Annotated in this window: 13 protein-coding genes; 7 read left to right on the forward strand and 6 right to left on the reverse strand. The window is 64.7% G+C overall.

Annotated features, from left to right (window positions below; genetic code table 11):
- Positions 1-76 precede the first annotated feature (76 nt).
- The 6 genes from PSTAB_RS10150 to PSTAB_RS10175 all read left to right on the forward strand — a co-directional run bounded on the left by PSTAB_RS10150 (position 77) and on the right by PSTAB_RS10175 (position 6,524).
- Positions 77-997 carry a LysR family transcriptional regulator gene (locus PSTAB_RS10150; RefSeq protein ID WP_013982820.1) on the forward strand — a complete coding sequence of 307 codons (921 nt, stop codon included), beginning with the start codon at positions 77-79 and terminating at the stop codon, positions 995-997.
- Positions 998-1,293: 296 nt separating this feature from the next.
- On the forward strand, positions 1,294-2,547 hold the full coding sequence (locus PSTAB_RS10155; protein ID WP_011913279.1) for a zinc-dependent alcohol dehydrogenase: 1,254 nt from the start codon (positions 1,294-1,296) through the stop codon (positions 2,545-2,547).
- 14 nt (positions 2,548-2,561) lie between these two features.
- Positions 2,562-3,479: a DUF72 domain-containing protein gene (locus PSTAB_RS10160; RefSeq protein WP_013982821.1), complete on the forward strand. Its 918-nt coding sequence runs from the start codon at positions 2,562-2,564 to the stop codon at positions 3,477-3,479.
- Entirely contained in the window at positions 3,476-4,279 is an 804-nt protein-coding gene (locus PSTAB_RS10165) for an endonuclease/exonuclease/phosphatase family protein (protein ID WP_013982822.1), read from the forward strand. The genes PSTAB_RS10160 and PSTAB_RS10165 overlap by 4 nt, the downstream gene beginning before the upstream one ends.
- The gene (gene clsB / locus PSTAB_RS10170; protein WP_013982823.1) at positions 4,276-5,520 is read left to right on the forward strand and encodes a cardiolipin synthase ClsB; all 1,245 of its coding nucleotides are present in this window, start codon (positions 4,276-4,278) and stop codon (positions 5,518-5,520) included. Before PSTAB_RS10165 ends, clsB begins: the two co-directional genes overlap by 4 nt.
- A complete protein-coding gene (locus PSTAB_RS10175) occupies positions 5,517-6,524 on the forward strand; it encodes a lysylphosphatidylglycerol synthase domain-containing protein (RefSeq protein ID WP_013982824.1) in 1,008 nt (335 codons plus the stop codon). The genes clsB and PSTAB_RS10175 overlap by 4 nt, the downstream gene beginning before the upstream one ends.
- 141 nt (positions 6,525-6,665) lie before the next feature.
- Here PSTAB_RS10175 and glgB read toward each other — a convergent pair whose 3' ends face one another.
- From glgB to PSTAB_RS10190, 3 genes are all read right to left on the reverse strand, one after another.
- Positions 6,666-8,879: a 1,4-alpha-glucan branching protein GlgB gene (gene glgB, locus PSTAB_RS10180; RefSeq protein WP_013982825.1), complete on the reverse strand. Its 2,214-nt coding sequence runs from the start codon at positions 8,877-8,879 to the stop codon at positions 6,666-6,668.
- Positions 8,872-12,198 (reverse strand): maltose alpha-D-glucosyltransferase, encoded by a 3,327-nt coding sequence (treS, locus tag PSTAB_RS10185; protein ID WP_013982826.1) that lies wholly within the window; start codon positions 12,196-12,198, stop codon positions 8,872-8,874. Before treS ends, glgB begins: the two co-directional genes overlap by 8 nt.
- A 134-nt stretch (positions 12,199-12,332) precedes the next feature.
- Positions 12,333-14,345, reverse strand: coding sequence for an alpha-1,4-glucan--maltose-1-phosphate maltosyltransferase (locus PSTAB_RS10190; protein ID WP_011913286.1), 2,013 nt, complete (start codon positions 14,343-14,345; stop codon positions 12,333-12,335).
- A 319-nt stretch (positions 14,346-14,664) separates the two neighbouring features.
- Between PSTAB_RS10190 and PSTAB_RS21775 the strand changes: the two genes are divergently transcribed.
- Positions 14,665-14,829 carry a hypothetical protein gene (locus PSTAB_RS21775; RefSeq protein WP_013982827.1) on the forward strand — a complete coding sequence of 55 codons (165 nt, stop codon included), beginning with the start codon at positions 14,665-14,667 and terminating at the stop codon, positions 14,827-14,829.
- A 3-nt stretch (positions 14,830-14,832) separates the two neighbouring features.
- Here PSTAB_RS21775 and fdhE read toward each other — a convergent pair whose 3' ends face one another.
- The 3 genes from fdhE to fdxH are packed head-to-tail and all read right to left on the reverse strand — an operon-like array spanning position 14,833 to position 17,443.
- Positions 14,833-15,780 carry a formate dehydrogenase accessory protein FdhE gene (fdhE, locus tag PSTAB_RS10195; RefSeq protein WP_013982828.1) on the reverse strand — a complete coding sequence of 316 codons (948 nt, stop codon included), beginning with the start codon at positions 15,778-15,780 and terminating at the stop codon, positions 14,833-14,835.
- 23 nt (positions 15,781-15,803) lie between these two features.
- The gene (locus tag PSTAB_RS10200) at positions 15,804-16,508 is read right to left on the reverse strand and encodes a formate dehydrogenase subunit gamma (protein ID WP_013982829.1); all 705 of its coding nucleotides are present in this window, start codon (positions 16,506-16,508) and stop codon (positions 15,804-15,806) included.
- Positions 16,505-17,443, reverse strand: a complete 939-nt coding sequence (gene fdxH / locus PSTAB_RS10205) for a formate dehydrogenase subunit beta (RefSeq protein ID WP_013982830.1) — start codon at positions 17,441-17,443, stop codon at positions 16,505-16,507. Before fdxH ends, PSTAB_RS10200 begins: the two co-directional genes overlap by 4 nt.
- Between the last annotated feature and the right edge of the window lie 9 nt (positions 17,444-17,452).

Genomic DNA, 17,452 nt, shown 5'->3' on the forward strand with positions numbered 1-17,452 from the left:
GCATCATGGCTTACACTCAGAGGTGCGAGAACCTGGCATTACAAGGCGACACCTTTTACTGATAGTGAGAAATTCCATGCTCGATCGCATCACCGGCATGCGTGTGTTCGTTCGCGCTGCCAGCGCTGGAAGCCTGTCGGCAGCAGCGCGGCACCTGGACATGTCCCCGGCCATGGCCAGCAAGCACGTGGATGCGCTGGAACGCCGCCTGGGCGTCAAGCTGTTCCATCGCAGCACCCGCCGCCTGAGCCTGACCGAGGCAGGCGGCAACTATCTGGAGGCTTGCCAGCGCATCCTCCCCGAGATCGACGAGGCGGAAGCCAGCGTCGCCTCCCAGCGGGTGGAAGCCACCGGACTGCTACGGATGAACGTGCCCCTGACCTTCGGCACGCAGTTCATCGCCCCGCTGATCCCCGAATTCAGCCGCCGCCATCCGGCGGTAAAGGTGGAGCTGGGCCTGACCGACAGTCAGGTCGACCTGCTCGATGGTGGCTGGGACATGGCCGTGCGCATCGGCCGACTCGAGGACAGTCCCTTGCAGGCCAGGCGTCTGACGGATTGCCCGTTGCTGGTGTGCGCCGCGCCGAGCTATCTGGACCAGCGGGGCGTACCGCGCGCTGTCGCTGACCTCGGTCAGCACAACTGCCTGGGCTACAGCCTTTCGGCGCTGGCGGGGGGCAAGCACTGGGCCTTCGGCGAGCACGCCGAGCTGCGCGTCGCCGTCAGCGGCGACCTGCTCGCCAACAACGGCGAGGCGCTGGTGGCGGCGGCCGTGGGCGGCCAGGGGGTGATCTATCAGCCGCAGTTCATCGTCGCCTCCGCCCTGCGCAGCGGCGAGCTGGTGGCGCTGGAGCTGGACCAGCCGTGCATGGGGCTGGGTGGCATTCATGTGGTCTACCCGCCTGACCGGCGGCCGCCGGCCAAGGTCCGGGTCATGATCGATTACCTGGTCGACGCCTTTGCCGGCGAGCTGCCCTGGAGCCTGCCGCCCGCCTGACCGCCCTTCCCGCCTTTCAGCCGGTCACCCTAGTCGTCCGCAGCAGCCTTACCCCCCTAGAAAGCGGCGAGCCCACGTCGCATCGAACTCGCCGCACCAGAAAAAGATGAACCGCCAACGCCGGGAAAAGTCGGAACAGATGTGCCCGGCGAATCCCGTCGTGCGCGCGAGTATTCCAGTACCCCGCGGAGCCTTCGATCCGAACATTCGCGCCGGTCTTCTTTCCCGCCGTGCAGCCTGCTCGTCCGCTCCGCCAGCATCCGTCCCGGTCCGCGAGCCGGGCCAATGGAGTGACCATGAAAGCTGTTGTCTACCACGCCGTTGGCGATATCCGTTTCGAAGACGTGCCGGAACCACGCATCCTGGCGCCCACCGATGCCATTGTGCGCATCACCGCATCGGCGATCTGCGGCACCGACCTGCACTTCGTGAGGGGCACCGTCAGCGGCATGCAGCCGGGCACCATTCTCGGCCACGAAGGTGTCGGCATCGTCGAAGCCCTGGGCGCCGATGTGCGCAACCTGCAGATCGGTGATCGGGTCGTCATCCCCTCCACCATCGCCTGTGGCAACTGTTCCTATTGCCGGGCCGGCTACTTCGCCCAGTGCGATGGCGCCAACCCGAACGGCAAGGAGGCCGGCACCTCGTTCTATGGCGGTCCGCAGACCACCGGACCATTCCATGGTCTGCAGGCTGAGAAGGCCCGTATCCCGTTCGCCAACATCGGGCTGGTCAAACTGCCACCGGAGATCAGCGACGATCAGGCGATTCTGCTCTCTGACATCTTCCCCACCGGCTACTTCGGCGCCGAGATGGCCGAGGTGGGCAGCGGCGACACCGTGGCGGTGTTCGGGTGCGGCCCGGTGGGCCAGTTCGCCATTGCCAGCGCCAAGCTGCTGGGCGCTGGCCGGGTGTTCGCCATCGACCGCCATGACGATCGTCTGCGCATGGCGCAGCGCCAGGGCGCGGAGGCGATCAACTTCGATCGCGAAGACCCCGTCGAGACGCTCAAGCGGCTCACCGGCGGTATCGGTGTGGACCGGGTGATCGATGCCGTGGGTGTGGATGCCGAACATGGTTGCTGCGGCGCCGCGGCGACCTCCAGCTCGGCTCAGGGTCAGCTCTGGCAGCCCGGCGATGCTCCCTCCCAGGCGCTGGAATGGGCGGTGCAGAGCATCGCCAAGGCCGGCACGCTATCGATCATAGGCGTCTACCCGCCAGATGCGATGACCTTCCCCATCGGCATGGCGATGAACAAGAACATCACCATCAACATGGGCAACTGCCACCACCGCAAGTACATCCCGCGGCTGATCGAGATGGTCCAGGCGCGGCGTATCGACCCGGCGAAGATCCTCACCCAGGTGAAGCCGATGACCGACGTGATCGCGGCCTTCGAGTCGTTCGATCGACGGCAGAACGGCTGGATCAAGGTTGAACTGCAGCCACAACGCAGCGATGCGCGCGGCAGCGAAGAGCGGGTGCTGGATGAGGCGGTGGCCGAAACCTTCCCCGCCAGCGACCCGACCAGCATGCAGAATCCACGCTGACCCGAGGGCAGGCCATGGCGGGTATCCACATCGGCATCTCCGGCTGGCGTTACGCGCCCTGGCGCGGCGACTTCTACCCCAAGGGGCTGACGCAGAAAAAGGAGCTGCGTTTCGCCTCGCGGGCGGTGAGCAGCATCGAGATCAACGGTTCGTTCTATTCACTGCAGACCCCGGAGCGCTACGCGGACTGGTACGAGGACACGCCCGAGGGCTTCGTATTCAGCATCAAGGGGCCGCGCTACATCACCCACATCCGCCGGCTCAACGAGGTGGAAAAGCCGCTGGCCAACTTCTTCGCCTCGGGCATCTTCCAGCTCAAGGAAAAGATGGGGCCGATCCTCTGGCAGTTCCCACCCTCGTTCAAGTTCGATCCCGAGCTGTTCGAATCCTTCCTCCGCCAGCTGCCCCACGACAGCGAAGCGGCGCTGGCTATCGCCAAGGGTTGCGAACCACGCATGGAAGGTCGCAGCTACCTGGCCATCGACCGCAAGCGCCCCATGCGCCATGCGGTGGAGATCCGCCACACGAGCTTCGTCGATCCCGTCTTCGTCGACCTGCTGCGCAAGTACCGGGTCGCCCTGGTGGTGGCCGATACCGCAGGCAAATGGCCGCACCAGGAAGACCTCACCAGCGACTTCGTCTACATCCGCCTGCACGGTGCCGAGGAGCTCTACACCAGCGGCTACACCGATGCCGCACTGGATGACTGGTGTCAGCGGATCAGACGCTGGAGCGAGGGCAGCCAGCCCGACGACGCACGGCTGATCAGCGAGAAGAAACCGCGGGCCCGGCGTTCGCGGGACGTGTACTGCTATTTCGACAACGACGTGAAGGTCCGCGCGCCCTACGACGCGCGGCAACTGCTGCGCCGGCTCGGCCTGGACGAACAGCTGCAGGCCACGCCCGGTCAACTAGAAGGAGCAATGGTTTGACCCTGGACAAAGACCATCCCATCGAAAGCGCCGATCTCGATGCCCACATGGCCACTGCGGTCAATTCGATCCGCATCCTCACGGTGAACACCCACAAGGGCTTCACCGCCCTCAACCGCCGCTTCATCCTGCCCGAGCTGCGCGAAGCGGTGCGCAGCGTGTCAGCGGACGTGGTGTTCCTGCAGGAAGTGCTGGGCACCCACGAAAAGCACGCGATGCGCTTTCACAACTGGCCGAAGACGCCCCAGTACGAGTTTCTCGCCGACAGCATCTGGACCGATTTCGCCTACGGGCGCAATGCGGTCTATCCCGACGGCGACCATGGCAACGCCCTGCTCTCGAAATTTCCCATCATCCGCTACGAGAACCTCGACATCTCCATCGCCGGCCCCGAGCGTCGCGGCCTGCTGCACAGCGTGCTGCAAGTGCCGGGGCACGAGGAGTTCCATGCCATCTGCGTGCACCTGGGGTTGCGTGAGCCGCATCGCGCGCAACAGCTGGAGCTGCTCTGCAACCTGCTCGACTCGCTGCCCCAGGGTGCCCCGGTGGTGGTGGCCGGTGACTTCAACGACTGGCGGCTACGGGCTACGCACACCCTGGACCGCTGCGCCGGCCTGCACGAAGTGTTCGCCGTCGCCCATGGCCAGGTGGCCAAGACCTTCCCCGCGCGCTGGCCGATGCTGCGCCTGGACCGCATCTATGTGCGCAATGCCACCAGTCACAAGCCGCGAATACTTGGTAACAAACCCTGGACGCACTTGTCCGATCATCTGCCCCTAGCGGTGGAGATACATCTATGAGTTACCACTGGAGAGACGGGAATCGCCTTCAGTTACTGGAAAACGGCGAAGAGTTCTTTCCTCGAGTGTTCGAGGTCATCGCCCAGGCCAAGAAAGAGGTGTTGCTGGAAACCTTCATCCTGTTTCAGGACAAGGTCGGCAACGAGTTGCAGAAAGCTCTGATCGCTGCGGCAGAGAATGGCGCCAGCGTCGACGTCACGGTCGACGGCTACGGCTCGGCCGACCTGCATGGCGAGTTCGTCACGGCCATGACCCGTGTGGGCGTACGCATCCACATGTTCGACCCCGGCAAGCGTCTGCTCGGCCGCCGGCTCAACGTGTTCCGCCGTATGCACCGCAAGATCGTGGTGGTCGATGGCGAGGTTGCCTTCATCGGCGGCATCAACTACTCCGCCGATCACCTCGGTGACTTCGGCCCTGCTGCCAAGCAGGACTACGCCCTACAGGTGGAAGGCCCGGTGGTGCGCGACATCCATCACTTCGCCCTGAGCCAGATCGCCCCGAACAAGCCGCCGCAGCACCGCTGGTGCCGACGCCGCGGGCGCCAGCAGACGCCGGGCTACGGCGGCATCAGCCGCGGCGAGGCACGCGCACTGTTCGTCGTTCGCGACAACGATCAGCACCGCAACGACATCGAAGAGCACTACCTGCAAGCGATTCGAGATGCCCGCTCCAGGTTATTGATTGCAAACGCTTATTTCTTTCCCGGATACCGCGTACTGCGGGAAATCCGCAACGCTGCGCGACGTGGCGTACGGGTGCGGCTGATCCTCCAGGGCGAGCCGGACATGCCCATCGCCAAGTTTGGCGCGCGCATGCTCTACAACTACCTGATGCGCGACGGCGTTGAAATCCACGAATACTGCCGCCGACCGTTGCACGGCAAGGTGGCGCTGGCCGACTACGAATGGTCGACGGTGGGTTCGAGCAACCTCGACCCGCTGAGCCTGTCGCTGAATCTGGAAGCCAACCTGATCATCCGCGACCACGTGTTCAACCGACATCTGCACGAGCGGCTCGATCATCTGCTGCAGACCGACTGCCGGCGCATCCCCCTTGAACGGATCATCCGCGGCTTCTGGTGGCGCGCACCGCTGGCGTTTCTGATCTTCCATTTCCTGCGGCACTTCCCCGGACTGGTGAACCTGTTCCCCGAGCACAAGCCGCGCCTGGAGCTGATCGACGCCGACGCATCGCCACTCGATACCGTGCCCGCCCCCATTCAGCGAGAACAACGATGAGCGAGACCACCCAGGGCGAGGCGAAGAGCGGCTGGCGCCGTCGCTGGCCGCTGATCAAGAAGATCCTGACGTACGTCTTCTTCGCGCTGGTTGCCGGCCTGCTGATCGGCCTGGCGCGCAACCTCGACTGGCAAGAGGTCTACAACACCTTGCGCAACTACCAGGCGAAGACCCTGTGGATGGCGGGAGCGGCGGCATTCGGCAGCTACGTCGTGTACTGCTTCTTCGATGTGCTGGGTAAACGCTATGCGCGCCACGACCTGCCGGTCCGGCAGATCCTTCCGGTGACCTTCGTCTGCTATGCCTTCAATCTCAACCTGAGCGCCTGGGTGGGCGGCATCGCCCTGCGCTTTCGCCTGTACTCGCGCCTTGGCCTGAAGCCCGCGCAGATCACCCGGGTGTTCACCATGAGCATCCTGACCAACTGGCTGGGCTACATGTGGCTGGCAGGACTCATCTTCGCCATGGGCTGGATCGAGCCGCCGGCCAGCTGGGAGATCGGCTTCACCGCCCTGCGCGTGGTAGGCGGTGGCCTGTTGGTGGCGTGCGTGGTGTACCTGGGCCTGTGCGGCTTTTCCAGACGGCGTTCGTGGACCATCCGCGGCCACGAGATCCAGCTGCCATCGCTGCGCCTGGCGCTGATCCAGCTGGTCCTCGGGGCGGCCAACTGGTCGCTGATGGCGCTGGTGGTCTATTACATGCTGTCGCAGCAGGCGGACTATCCCGAGGTGCTGGGCATCCTGATGATCAGCAGCATCGCCGGCGTGGTCGCCCACATTCCCGCCGGGCTCGGGGTGATCGAGGCGGTGTTCGTCGCCATGCTCGCCGACGAGATGAGCAAGGGCGCCATCGTCGGCGGCCTGATCGGATATCGGGTGATCTACTTCCTGATCCCGCTGCTGTTCGCCACGCTGGTCTACGTGGTGCTCGAAGCGCGGGCGAAGAAGCTGCGCAGCAGCAACCAGGCCGGTGACCAGGAGCCGGTTTCCCAGGAAACGGGCTGAGGGACCGCAGCATCTGTGGGACGCGGTCTTGATCACGCATCTCGCTGTGCAGTCCGCCGCCACGCGTTAACAAGCTGTTGAATTCACCTAAAAAAACGCCGCTCAGGTTGCCCCGAGCGGCGCTTGTCATCGCTGTAGCCTTCAGACCTGCGGTCGCATTACCAGCACGCCCAGTGGCGGCAGGGTCAGCGACAGCGAAACCTTCTCGCCGTGACTCTCCACCGGCTCGGCCAGCATGCCGCCGCCGTTGCCGGTGTTGGAACCGCCGTAGCATTCGGCGTCGCTGTTGAACACCTCCAGCCACCTGGCATCCACCGGCACACCGATGCGATAACCCTCGCGCACCACCGGGGTGAAGTTGCCGATCACCAGCAGCGGATGGCCGGTCGAACTCTTGCGCAGCCAGGCGAACACGCTGTTGGCGCGATCGTCGCCGATCAGCCACTGGAAACCGCGCGGGTCGCTGTCCAGTTCGTGCAGCGCCGGCTCCTGGCTATACAGGCGGTTAAGGTCGCGCACCAGGTTCTGCACGCCACGGTGATCGGCGTCTTCCAGCAGATGCCAATCCAGCTCGCGGTCGTGGTTCCACTCGCGCCACTGACCGAACTCGCTGCCCATGAACAGCAGCTTCTTGCCCGGGTGGGTCCACATGAATGACAGGTAGGCGCGCAGGTTGGCGAACTTCTGCCAGCGGTCGCCCGGCATCTTGTCGATCAGCGAGCCCTTGCCGTGCACCACCTCGTCATGGGAGATCGGCAGCACGAAATGCTCGGAATAGGCGTAGACCATGCCGAAGGTCAGCTTGTCGTGATGGTACTGCCGGTGGATCGGATCTTCCTGGATGTACTTGAGCGTGTCGTGCATCCAGCCCATGTTCCACTTGTAGGAAAAGCCCAGCCCACCTTCACTGGTCGGCTTGCTGACGCCGGGAAAGGCGGTGGACTCCTCGGCGATCACCAGCGCGCCGGGGGTCTCGGTGGCCACCACATCGTTCAGGTGACGAAGGAAATCGATCGCCTCCAGGTTCTCGCGCCCGCCATGGCGGTTGGGAATCCATTCGCCGTCCTTGCGCGAATAATCCCGGTAGAGCATCGAGGCCACCGCATCCACGCGCAGCGCATCGACGTGGAACTCGCGCAGCCAATGCAGCGCCGAGGCCAGCATGAAGCCGTGCACCTCGGTGCGGCCGAGGTTGTAGATGTAGGTATCCCAGTCCTGGTGGAAGCCCTCGAACGGGTGGGCGTACTCGTACAGCGCAGTGCCATCGAACTCGCCCAGGCCATGAGCGTCGGTGGGGAAATGCGCCGGCACCCAGTCGAGGATCACGCCGATACCGGCGTTATGGCAGGCGTCGACGAACTCGGCGAAGTCGTGGGCGTTACCGTAGCGCGCGCTGGGAGCGAACTGCGAAAGCAGCTGGTAGCCCCAGGAGCCGCCGAACGGGTGCTCCATGATCGGCATCAGCTCGATATGGGTGAAGCCCATGTCCACCACGTAAGGGATCAGCCGCTCGGCCAGCTCGTGCCAGTTGTACATTCGCCCGTCGTCGCCACCCTCGCGTCGCCACGACCCGGCATGCAGCTCGTAGATGCTCATCGGCGCCTCGAGTGACTGGCGCGCGGACCGCTGTTGCAGCCAGGCCTGGTCCTTCCACTGATAATCCAGTGGCCGGGCGATGACCGATGCGGTTCCCGGCGGATGCTCGGTGGCGAGTGCGACGGGATCAGCCTTCAGCGGCAGGATGCCGTTGGGGCCGAGAATCTCGTACTTGTAGGTATCGCCGGGCTGCAGGCGCGGAATGAACAGCTCCCATACGCCAGACGGAAAGCGCAGCCGCATCGGGTGTCGGCGTCCGTCCCAGCCATTGAAGCTGCCGACTACCGAGACGCGCCGCGCATTGGGTGCCCAGACGGCGAAACGCACACCCTGCACGCCGTCGACCTCGATCACTTGGGAACCGAACACCCGGCCGATCTGCCGATGGTTGCCCTCGGAGAACAGATGCATGTCCAGCTCGCCCAGCTGCGGACCGAAGCTGTACGGGTCTTCAGTGATCTGCTCACCACCGGCCCAGCGGATGCGCAGCAGGTAAGGTTGCTGGTGAGTCAGACGGGCGACGAAGAAGCCGGGCACCTGGCCCTGCTCCATCACCGTCAGCAATTGCTGGTTGCGGTCCAGCACTTCCGCGCCCAATGCGTTGGGCAGGTAGGCGCGCACCACCATTGCTTCGCCATCGGGGTGCGGCCCGAGAATGGAGAACGGGTTGCCATGCTCGGCTCGCACCAGAGCATCTACATCGGCGTCACTAGGCATCAGGGTCTCCCCTGGCATGGTCAGGGCCGGGCGATCAGTCATTGGAATCTCCATCGAAAAGCTGTTGTGCCAGGGCCATCAGCCCCTGTAGCGGGACGGGCAACCAGGTCGGACGGTTCTCCGCTTCGTAAACGATCTCGTACGCGCATTTCTCCAGGCTGAACAGCAGCAGTGCAGCATTCGCGCCATCCTGCTCCTGCCAGGCATGTGGCAGCTCCCGGGTGGCATCGCGGTACGCATCGAGGAAGGCTTGTTGTGCGCTGCGCTGGTAGCTCGCGGCAATGCGCTGGCGAGCCTGATCGGCCTCCGGCGTGCTGTCGCTGACCTGTGCACCACGAATGGTCATGGCCGCGGCGTATTCGAACGAGCGCAGCAAGCCTGAGACATCCTTGAACGGGCTGTGTTTCGCCCGTCGTTCATCCAGCGAACGGGCCGGCTCGCCCTCGAAGTCGATGAAATACGCATCGCCCTGCACCACCAGAACCTGCCCGAGGTGCAGGTCGCCATGCACGCGGGTGCGCACGCCCCCCACCGTTCTAGCGGCCAGACGTTTCACTTGTGCGAGCAGCTGATCGCGGCGCTGGAGCAGCTGCCCCACCGCGGCGGCATCCCTGCGCTCGAGAGTGGAACGGTGTTCGTCGATCCGCTGCAGTGCCTGCTCAAGCTGGGCGCTGATGCTCTGCGCCCACTGCTCGACGTTCGCCGCGCTGGTGATTTCGTAGGCAAATGCGGCATCGTCGGTGTCCGCTGCCAGGGCCATGTGCATCTCGCCCAGACGCTGCCCGAGCAGCCGGTTGAAGGCCTGCAACTCGTCGAGGGCACTGAACTGGTTCTCGTGCATCGATACACCGCCGGCGATTTCGTCGCGTACGGCGCGGTCGAGGTTGTTCAGCGTCCAGACCCAGGCGTCACCCTGGCTGTCGAGGAAGTGCTGGATCACCATCAGCGCCACCGGCTCGCCCTGCTTGTTGATCCGGCTGACCTGCCCGAGCATGCCGGAAATATGGGCGAAACCGCGCGCGGTGAGGAACCCGCCCATTTCCAGTTCAGGGTGAATCCCCGCTGCCACGCGACGGAGCAGCTTGATCATCACCTTGTTGTCAATGATCGCCGAACTGTTGGACTGCTCTGCCGAAATGAAGCGTACCTCGGGCTGCTCCGGCAACTGCAGATCGTCCAGTTGCGGCATCGGCACGAAGCGGATTTCACCGTCGCTGCACGGCAACACCAGCTCGTCGCGCAGTCCCTGGATCACAGCGGCGCTGAACTGCTCGAGGGCGAAGGCATCGGTCATCAACCCCACCTGCGGGCCGCGGCGTACTCTGGCCAATGCCAGCTGCTGGGGCAGCGCGGTGCCGAAATCAGACTCGTCGAGGAAGCCCAGCGGCAACTGGTAGAGGTCGCTGCGCCCGGCCGACTCCACGCAGAGTTCGCTGAGCAGCACCGGCCGGTTCGGGTCGCCGAACGGTATGCAGTAGCTGATGCGGATCGAGTCGATTGCCACATCCTTGGCCGCGAACCAGCGCCGCTTCGGCAGATAGGCCGGCAGAGACTCGGCTTCCAGCGTGCGTCGATTGGCGGCGGTCAGGGTGTCGAGGCGCTTGAGTACCAGGGTCTGGAAGTCCGGCATGGTCTCCACCGGCTCCTGATGCCAGCTGGGCATCTGGTTGGTGGGCGCCAGCTGGAACCAGTAGAACCCGTAGGGCGGCAGTGTCAGCAGGTAGGGCAGCTGGCCGATGGGTGGAAAGGCGCTGCCGCCGACCATCTCCACCGGGACCATGCCGGCGTACTGCGACATTTCCAGTTCCGCCGCCTGGGCCGAACGCGAGACATTGGCCACGCAGAAGATGATCTCGGTCTGGCCATCCGCCCCGGTGAATTCGCGCAGATAGGCCAGGATGCGCCGGTTGCTCGGCGCCAGCATCTTCAGCGTGCCGCGGCCGAAGGCCTTGAACTGCTTGCGGATGGTGAGCATCCGCCGTGTCCAGTTCAGCAGCGAATGCGGGTCGCGCTGCTGCGCCTCCACGTTGATGGTGTAGTAGCCGTAGAGCGGGTCCATCACCGGCGGCAGCACCAGGTTCGGCGGGTCGGCGCGGGAGAAACCGCCGTTGCGGTCCACTGACCACTGCATGGGGGTGCGCACACCGTCGCGATCGCCGAGGAAGATGTTGTCGCCCATGCCGATCTCGTCACCGTAGTAGATCACCGGCGTGCCCGGCATGGAGAGCAGCAGGCTGTTGAGCAGTTCGATACGGCGACGGTCGCGCTCCAGCAGCGGTGCCAGACGCCGACGGATGCCGAGGTTGATGCGTGCCCGCTTGTCCGAGGCGTAGTAGTTCCACAGATAGTCACGCTCGCGATCGGTGACCATCTCCAGGGTCAGCTCATCGTGGTTGCGCAGGAAGATCGCCCACTGACAGTTGTCCGGGATGTCCGGCGTCTGCCGCAGGATGTCGGTGATCGGAAAGCGGTCTTCCTGGGCGATGGCCATGTACATGCGCGGCATCAGCGGGAAGTGGAACGCCATGTGGCATTCGTCGCCAGGGCCGCCGTCTTCGCCACCGAAGTACAGCTGGGTATCCTCCGGCCACTGGTTGGCCTCGGCCAGCAACATGCGATCGGGATAGTTGGCGTCGATCTCGGCGCGGATGGCCTTGAGCACCGCGTGGGTCTCGGGCAGGTTTTCGTTGTTGGTGCCGTCACGCTCGACCAGGTAGGGAATCGCGTCCAGCCGCAGGCCGTCGATGCCCATGTCCAGCCAGAAGCGCATGACGGCCAGTACCGCCTTCATCACCTGCGGGTTGTCGAAATTCAGATCCGGCTGGTGGGAATAGAAGCGGTGCCAGAAGTACTGCTTGGCCACCGGGTCCCAGGTCCAGTTGGATTTCTCGGTGTCGAGAAAGATGATCCGCGTGCCCTGGTATTTGTCGTCGGTGTCGGACCAGACGTAGAAATTGCGCGCCGCCGAGCCCTTCTTCGCCTTGCGCGCCCGCTGGAACCAGGGATGCTGGTCCGAGGTGTGGTTGATGACTAGCTCGGTGATCACCCGCAGCCCGCGCTTGTGCGCTTCGGCAATGAAGCGCCGGGCATCGGCCATGTTGCCGTACTCGGGATGCACGCCGCGGTAATCGGCGATGTCGTAGCCATCGTCGCGCCGCGGCGAGGGATAGAACGGCAGCAGCCAGATGGTGTTCACGCCCAGGTCGGCGATGTAATCCAGCTTCTCGATCAGCCCGACGAAGTCACCAACGCCGTCATTGTTGGAGTCGTAGAAGGATTTCAGGTGCACCTGGTACACCACCGCGTCCTTGTACCAGAGCGGATCCTTGATGAATGCGGCCGGTTTGCGCGGTTTTGCCATGTTGTTCATTCCTGTCGCAATGAAGGGCCGCGGTCGTTCGCAGCCCGGGCAACGACGAAACTGCAGCTGGAACCAACATCAACAAATCAATGCAACATGCTGATTTTGCACAGACTCCAGCCACATCCGAGAAACTACTTGAGGTCCGGGTCCGGCCGCTGGGCAGTCAGGCGCCAGATTCCGAATGGCAGATGCCACGGTTCGATACGCATCCACTGGGTCTTGCCATACCAGGTCCAGCGATGCCCGTTCATCAGGTCCTCGCCCTGGGTATGCGCGTCGTCCGGCAGGCCGAGCTCCCACAACGGCAGTTCGAAATGCGCTTCCTGCGCGTTGTGCGGATCGAGGCTGATGGCCACCAGGATGAAGTTGGACAGGTCCGGCGAGCGCTTGCCGAAGTAGAGGATGTTGTCGTTCCACGCCAGGTAGGGCTTGAAACCCAGGTGCGTCTGCAGCGCCGGGTTCTGCCGGCGGATGCGGTTGAGCTGGGCGATCTCGGCCACGATGTTGCCCGGCGCCTGATAGTTGCGTGGCCGGATCTGATACTTCTCCGAATCCAGGTACTCCTCCTTCCCCGGAATCGCCGCCGACTCGCACAGCTCGAAGCCCGAGTACATGCCCCACAGCCCCGAGCCCATGGTTGCCAGTGCCGCGCGGATCAGAAAACCGGCACGACCGGAGTCCTGCAGGAAGAACGGGTTGATGTCCGGTGTATTGACGAAGAAGTTCGGCCGGTAGCAGTCGCGCAGCGGCGGCTCGTTCAGCTCGCTGAAGTACTCGGAAAGCTCCGCCTTGGTATTGCGCCAGGTGAAATAGGTATAGCTCTGGCTGAAGCCGACCTTGCCGAGGCGCGCCATCATGCCCGGGCGGGTGAAGGCCTCGGAGAGGAACATCACGTCGCGGTCGCGCTCGCGTATATCGGCGATCAGCCACTCCCAGAACGGCAACGGCTTGGTGTGTGGGTTGTCGACGCGGAAGATCTTCACGCCCTGCTCCACCCAGTGCCAGACCACGTCACGTAGCGCGATCCAGAGGTCGGGCATGGCGTCCTCGGCGTAGAAGTCGACGTTGACGATGTCCTGGTATTTCTTCGGTGGGTTCTCGGCATACTTGATGGTGCCGTCCGGGCGCCAGGAGAACCAGCCCGGATGCTCCTTGAGCCAGGGGTGGTCCTGGGAGCACTGGATGGCGAAGTCCAGAGCGATCTCCAGGCCGTGCTCGCGGGCCGCGGCCACCAGTTCGCGGAAATCGTCCAGCGTGCCCAGCTGCGGGTGGATGGCGTCGTGACCACCCTCTTCGCTGCCGATGGCATAGGGGCTGCCCGGGTCGTTCGGGCCGGCTTGCAGGCTGTTGTTCGGACCCTTGCGGTGCTGGCGCCCGATGGGGTGGATCGGCGGGAAGTACAGCACGTCGAAGCCCATGTCGCGGATCGCTGGCAGACGCTTGTGCACGTCGCGGAAGGTACCGTGTCGATTGGGGTCATCGGTCTCCGAGCGCGGGAACAGCTCGTACCAGCTGGCGAACTGGGCCAGCGGACGTTCGACATCCAGCGGATAGACCGGGCTGCGACTGCAGTGCTCGCGCGGGTCGGCCGCGGCCATGGCTGCAGCGGTTTCCGCCGCCAGCAACAGCGACACGCGTTCGTCTTCCAGGTGCGCCGAACCCAGCCGGTGCAGCAGGTCGTCGAGGATCGCGCGGTTCTCGCCCTGGGCGCGCGCTACGGCCTTCTCCAGCAGCAGCCGGCCCTCTTCCAGCTCCAGCTGAACCGGCACGCCGGCGGTGTGCTTCTTCGACAGCTCGTAGCGATAGCTTTCGAACACATCCCACCAGGCCTCGATGACGAACTCGTGTTCGGCCACCTGGGTCGGGGTGAACTGGCCTTGCCAGTTGTCGTTGCCGAGCAGCTTCAATCGCGCGCGGCGCCAGTTGCTCTCGCCTTTCTCGCGCCAACAGACGGCGGCGGCCAGCTGGTCGTGCCCATCGGCGAAGATCCGGCTGGTCACCATCACCGGCTGGCCGATGATCGCCTTGGCGGCGAAGCGACCGTCATCCACCACCGGCAAGGTGGATTCGATGGCGATGCGCGGCATCTGCAAGGCTTGTTCGAGTCGAGGGTGAATCGTCGCGTTGGGCTGTGCATCGCTCATCGAACGGGCTCCTGAGGCGCAAGGGTTCGGATTGCCCGAGCCGCCTCTGGATGCGTCATCGTGCGGTTCGGGTGCCGACCCGCGGATGGCGGTTTTTGTCGGCTCTATCTTCCGAGCCGAGGGGCTGGGGAAAGTTCAGCGTTTTCCGGCCGCCAGGCAGCCCGTCCGGCGGCCGGTCGACCGGCCCGCAGGAGCGATTGCAGCCGGCTGTCGCCGGGCGCTGGAGAGCCGACGTCTGGCCGGAACCGCTGCCCTGTGGCGCCCCTCAATGAAGAACGTTCAGCACTGTCGCAAACCCCAGAAAAGGAGGAGGACGACCATGACGCATGCACGCCCCGATGTGCCTCAGCCCGACCCGATCGTGCACGACCAGCCGGGCGACGTGCCGCAGGTACCCTGCGCCGACGAGCTGGACGAGCACAAACCCGGCTCCCCCTATGGCAACCAGACGGTGGTGGATGCCGATAGCGCGCAGCCGGCCTGAGCGCTACTCGCCAAAGACCAGCAGGGGGTTGTAGCCGCTTCTGGCATAGACGCCCTCGTCGGCCAGCATCAGGTCCAGCGGCAGGCTGGCAAGATCGTCGGCGACCGGGTCGGCGCGGCCCTGCAGTTGTCGCAGCACGATCTTCAGGTAGCTTTCGCAGGCGCCGCAGGCTTCCGCCTGTACCGGCAGGAACGGCTCGCCCTGCTCATCGTCCAGCCCCAGATAGAGCAGCTGCCCACCCGTCTCGCAGTTGCTGCACTTGACCCGCTCCAGGTGCCATTCCGTTGCACACAGCGCGCAGTGCAGGAAGCGCACGCCGCTGCGATACGGTTCGTTGTGCACCACGCTCGCTACGGGCGGCGAGCCACAGCACGGGCACAAGGCCCGCGCCTCGGCCAGCGGTTGCGCTGGCGGACGTGGCAAGGCCGCCGCCAGGCGCACCCAGGCCACCTGCAGCGCGGCTGCCACCAGCGGCATCAGCCCGCGGGTATTGGCGCTGCCGGCGCGCTGTTCCAGTACATCCTCGGCGATCGCCTGCAGTGCATCGGCATTCGCGTCACGCAGGGCTTGCAGCAGCGGTCTCTGCCGCTCACCGACGTGCAGCGCCAGCGCATCGAGGATCGCGCGCAGATCACCCTGCCAGTCCAGATCGCGGCGCAACGCACGAAAGCCCAGCGGCGGCATGCGATGCTCCAAAGCCTGATCGAAGGCATCCGGCGCCGGACGCCAGGACGGTTCGCGCCCACTCAGGACCTGATGCTGGGCCTGCGCCAGGCGCGCCATGAAGTCGAGAAACTCGTCCAGCGCCGGCACCATGACCATCAGCTCGCGCAGCCGCAGCGCACGGCGGCTGAACAACTGGTCGTCCGGCAGGACTACCTGCGGCGGTTCCATGATGGTGGTGGGTGCGCTGCCGAATTCGTGGCTCGCGGGGCCGCGTTTTCCTTTCATGCTCGATTCCCTTGGTTGGTCAGTCATGTTCGGGGTCTGGACGCCGCGGCATCGCCGGGCTCGCGATGGGGCAAGGCCGTCTCGTCACCACGTTTCTCGCCGGCCATGACCTCGTCGTACCAGAGCTTATGGTGATGCCGGGCCCAGGCCGGGCTGACCCGGCCCTGGGTCATCGCGCGGATCGAACCCTTGACCCAGATGGCCGAGTAGACGTGGATGATCAGCGTGAGGATGGCGACGAAGGCCGTTACCGCGTGGATCAATGCCGCCCAGCGCAGCGCCCAGATCGGCATTTCACTGGCCACCCAGGGCCGCCAGAGCACCACACCGGTTACCAGCAGCACTGGTACCGTGGCCAGGAATACCCAGTACACCAGCTTCTGCCCGGCATTGTTCTGCCCCACCGGCGGAAGGCGCTCGTCCCGGTTGGACAGCACGTCGCCGATCTGCCGCGCCCATTGCACGTCGTAGCGGCGGAACAGATTGGCGCGAAAGAAGCGCACCGCCTGGATCAGGAAGAACAGCGTCATGAACACACCGATGTACGGGTGCACGATGCGCGTCGGCTCCGGCCCGCCGAACAGCGCGGTGAGGCCGAAGAACGCCGGGTAGAACAGCGCCAGTCCGCTCAGGGTGAGCAGCACGAAACAGATCGCGACGATCCAGTGATTGGCCCGGGCCCAGGGGCCGTAGCGCAGGATGCCCTTGCGTACGTTGGAATGACTCATGGCCGCCGCTCCTCGTCACGCAGATCCTGTTCACGGTCCGCCGCGGCTTTTTCCGCTTCGGGGTCTTCCTCCGGTTCTTCCTTCGGTCCCTTGGTCATGTAGTGGAAGAAGCCGGCCAGCACCGAGACGCCCAGTACCGCGGACATGATCGGCTTGGTCACGCCCTTCCACAGCTCCACCGTCGGGCTGATATGCGGGTCCTTCGGCAGGCCGCTGTAGATCTCCGGCTTGTCGGCATGCTGCAGCACGTAGACCACATGGGTGCCGCCGACGCCGGCCGGGTCGTAGATGCCGGCGTTCTCGAAGCCACGCTCCTTGAGCTTCTCGACCCGATGCGCGCCGTAGTCGAGCATCTGCTCCTTGGTGCCGAACTGGATCGAGCCGGTCGGGCAGCTCTTCACGCAGGCCGGCTCCAGACCGTGATAGACGCGGTCGGAACAGAGCGTGCACTTGTAGGCCTTGTTGTCCTTCTTCGAGATGCGCGGGATGTTGAAGGGGCACCCGGCCACGCAATAGCCGCAGCCGATGCAGTGCTCGGAATTGAAGTCGACGATGCCGTTGGCGTACTGCACGATGGCACCGGGCGACGGGCAGGCCTTCAGGCAGCCCGGCTCGGCGCAGTGCATGCAGTTATCCTTGCGGATCAGCCACTCCAGGTCGCCCTCCTCGTTCTCGTACTCGGAAAAGCGCATGACCTCGAACGACGACGGGGTCAGGTCCTGCGGGGCATTGTAGGTGCCGTCGCATTCGCCGACCTCGTCGCGCAGGTCGTTCCATTCCATGCACGCCACCTGGCAGGCCTTGCAGCCGATGCACACCGACACGTCGATCAGCTTGGTCACCTTCTCCACGCCGCCCGAGCGGATCTGCGGCGAAGGCTCGGTGGTCGCCGAACGCGCGATGATGTTCTGCAGGTTGATCTGGTCACCTCGCATCAGGCGTCT

Source organism: Stutzerimonas stutzeri, from assembly GCF_000219605.1.
Lineage (GTDB): Bacteria > Pseudomonadota > Gammaproteobacteria > Pseudomonadales > Pseudomonadaceae > Stutzerimonas > Stutzerimonas stutzeri.

Coding starts and splice junctions, on each gene's coding strand:
- PSTAB_RS10190 (WP_011913286.1), bottom strand. CDS start 14,345: ATGAGCGATGCACAGCCCAACGCGACGATTCACCCTCGACTCGAACAA.
- treS (WP_013982826.1), bottom strand. CDS start 12,198: ATGGCAAAACCGCGCAAACCGGCCGCATTCATCAAGGATCCGCTCTGG.
- PSTAB_RS10200 (WP_013982829.1), bottom strand. CDS start 16,508: ATGAGTCATTCCAACGTACGCAAGGGCATCCTGCGCTACGGCCCCTGG.
- PSTAB_RS10175 (WP_013982824.1), top strand. CDS start 5,517: ATGAGCGAGACCACCCAGGGCGAGGCGAAGAGCGGCTGGCGCCGTCGC.
- PSTAB_RS10150 (WP_013982820.1), top strand. CDS start 77: ATGCTCGATCGCATCACCGGCATGCGTGTGTTCGTTCGCGCTGCCAGC.
- PSTAB_RS10160 (WP_013982821.1), top strand. CDS start 2,562: ATGGCGGGTATCCACATCGGCATCTCCGGCTGGCGTTACGCGCCCTGG.
- fdxH (WP_013982830.1), bottom strand. CDS start 17,443: ATGCGAGGTGACCAGATCAACCTGCAGAACATCATCGCGCGTTCGGCG.
- PSTAB_RS21775 (WP_013982827.1), top strand. CDS start 14,665: ATGACGCATGCACGCCCCGATGTGCCTCAGCCCGACCCGATCGTGCAC.
- clsB (WP_013982823.1), top strand. CDS start 4,276: ATGAGTTACCACTGGAGAGACGGGAATCGCCTTCAGTTACTGGAAAAC.
- fdhE (WP_013982828.1), bottom strand. CDS start 15,780: ATGAAAGGAAAACGCGGCCCCGCGAGCCACGAATTCGGCAGCGCACCC.
- glgB (WP_013982825.1), bottom strand. CDS start 8,879: ATGACTGATCGCCCGGCCCTGACCATGCCAGGGGAGACCCTGATGCCT.
- PSTAB_RS10155 (WP_011913279.1), top strand. CDS start 1,294: ATGAAAGCTGTTGTCTACCACGCCGTTGGCGATATCCGTTTCGAAGAC.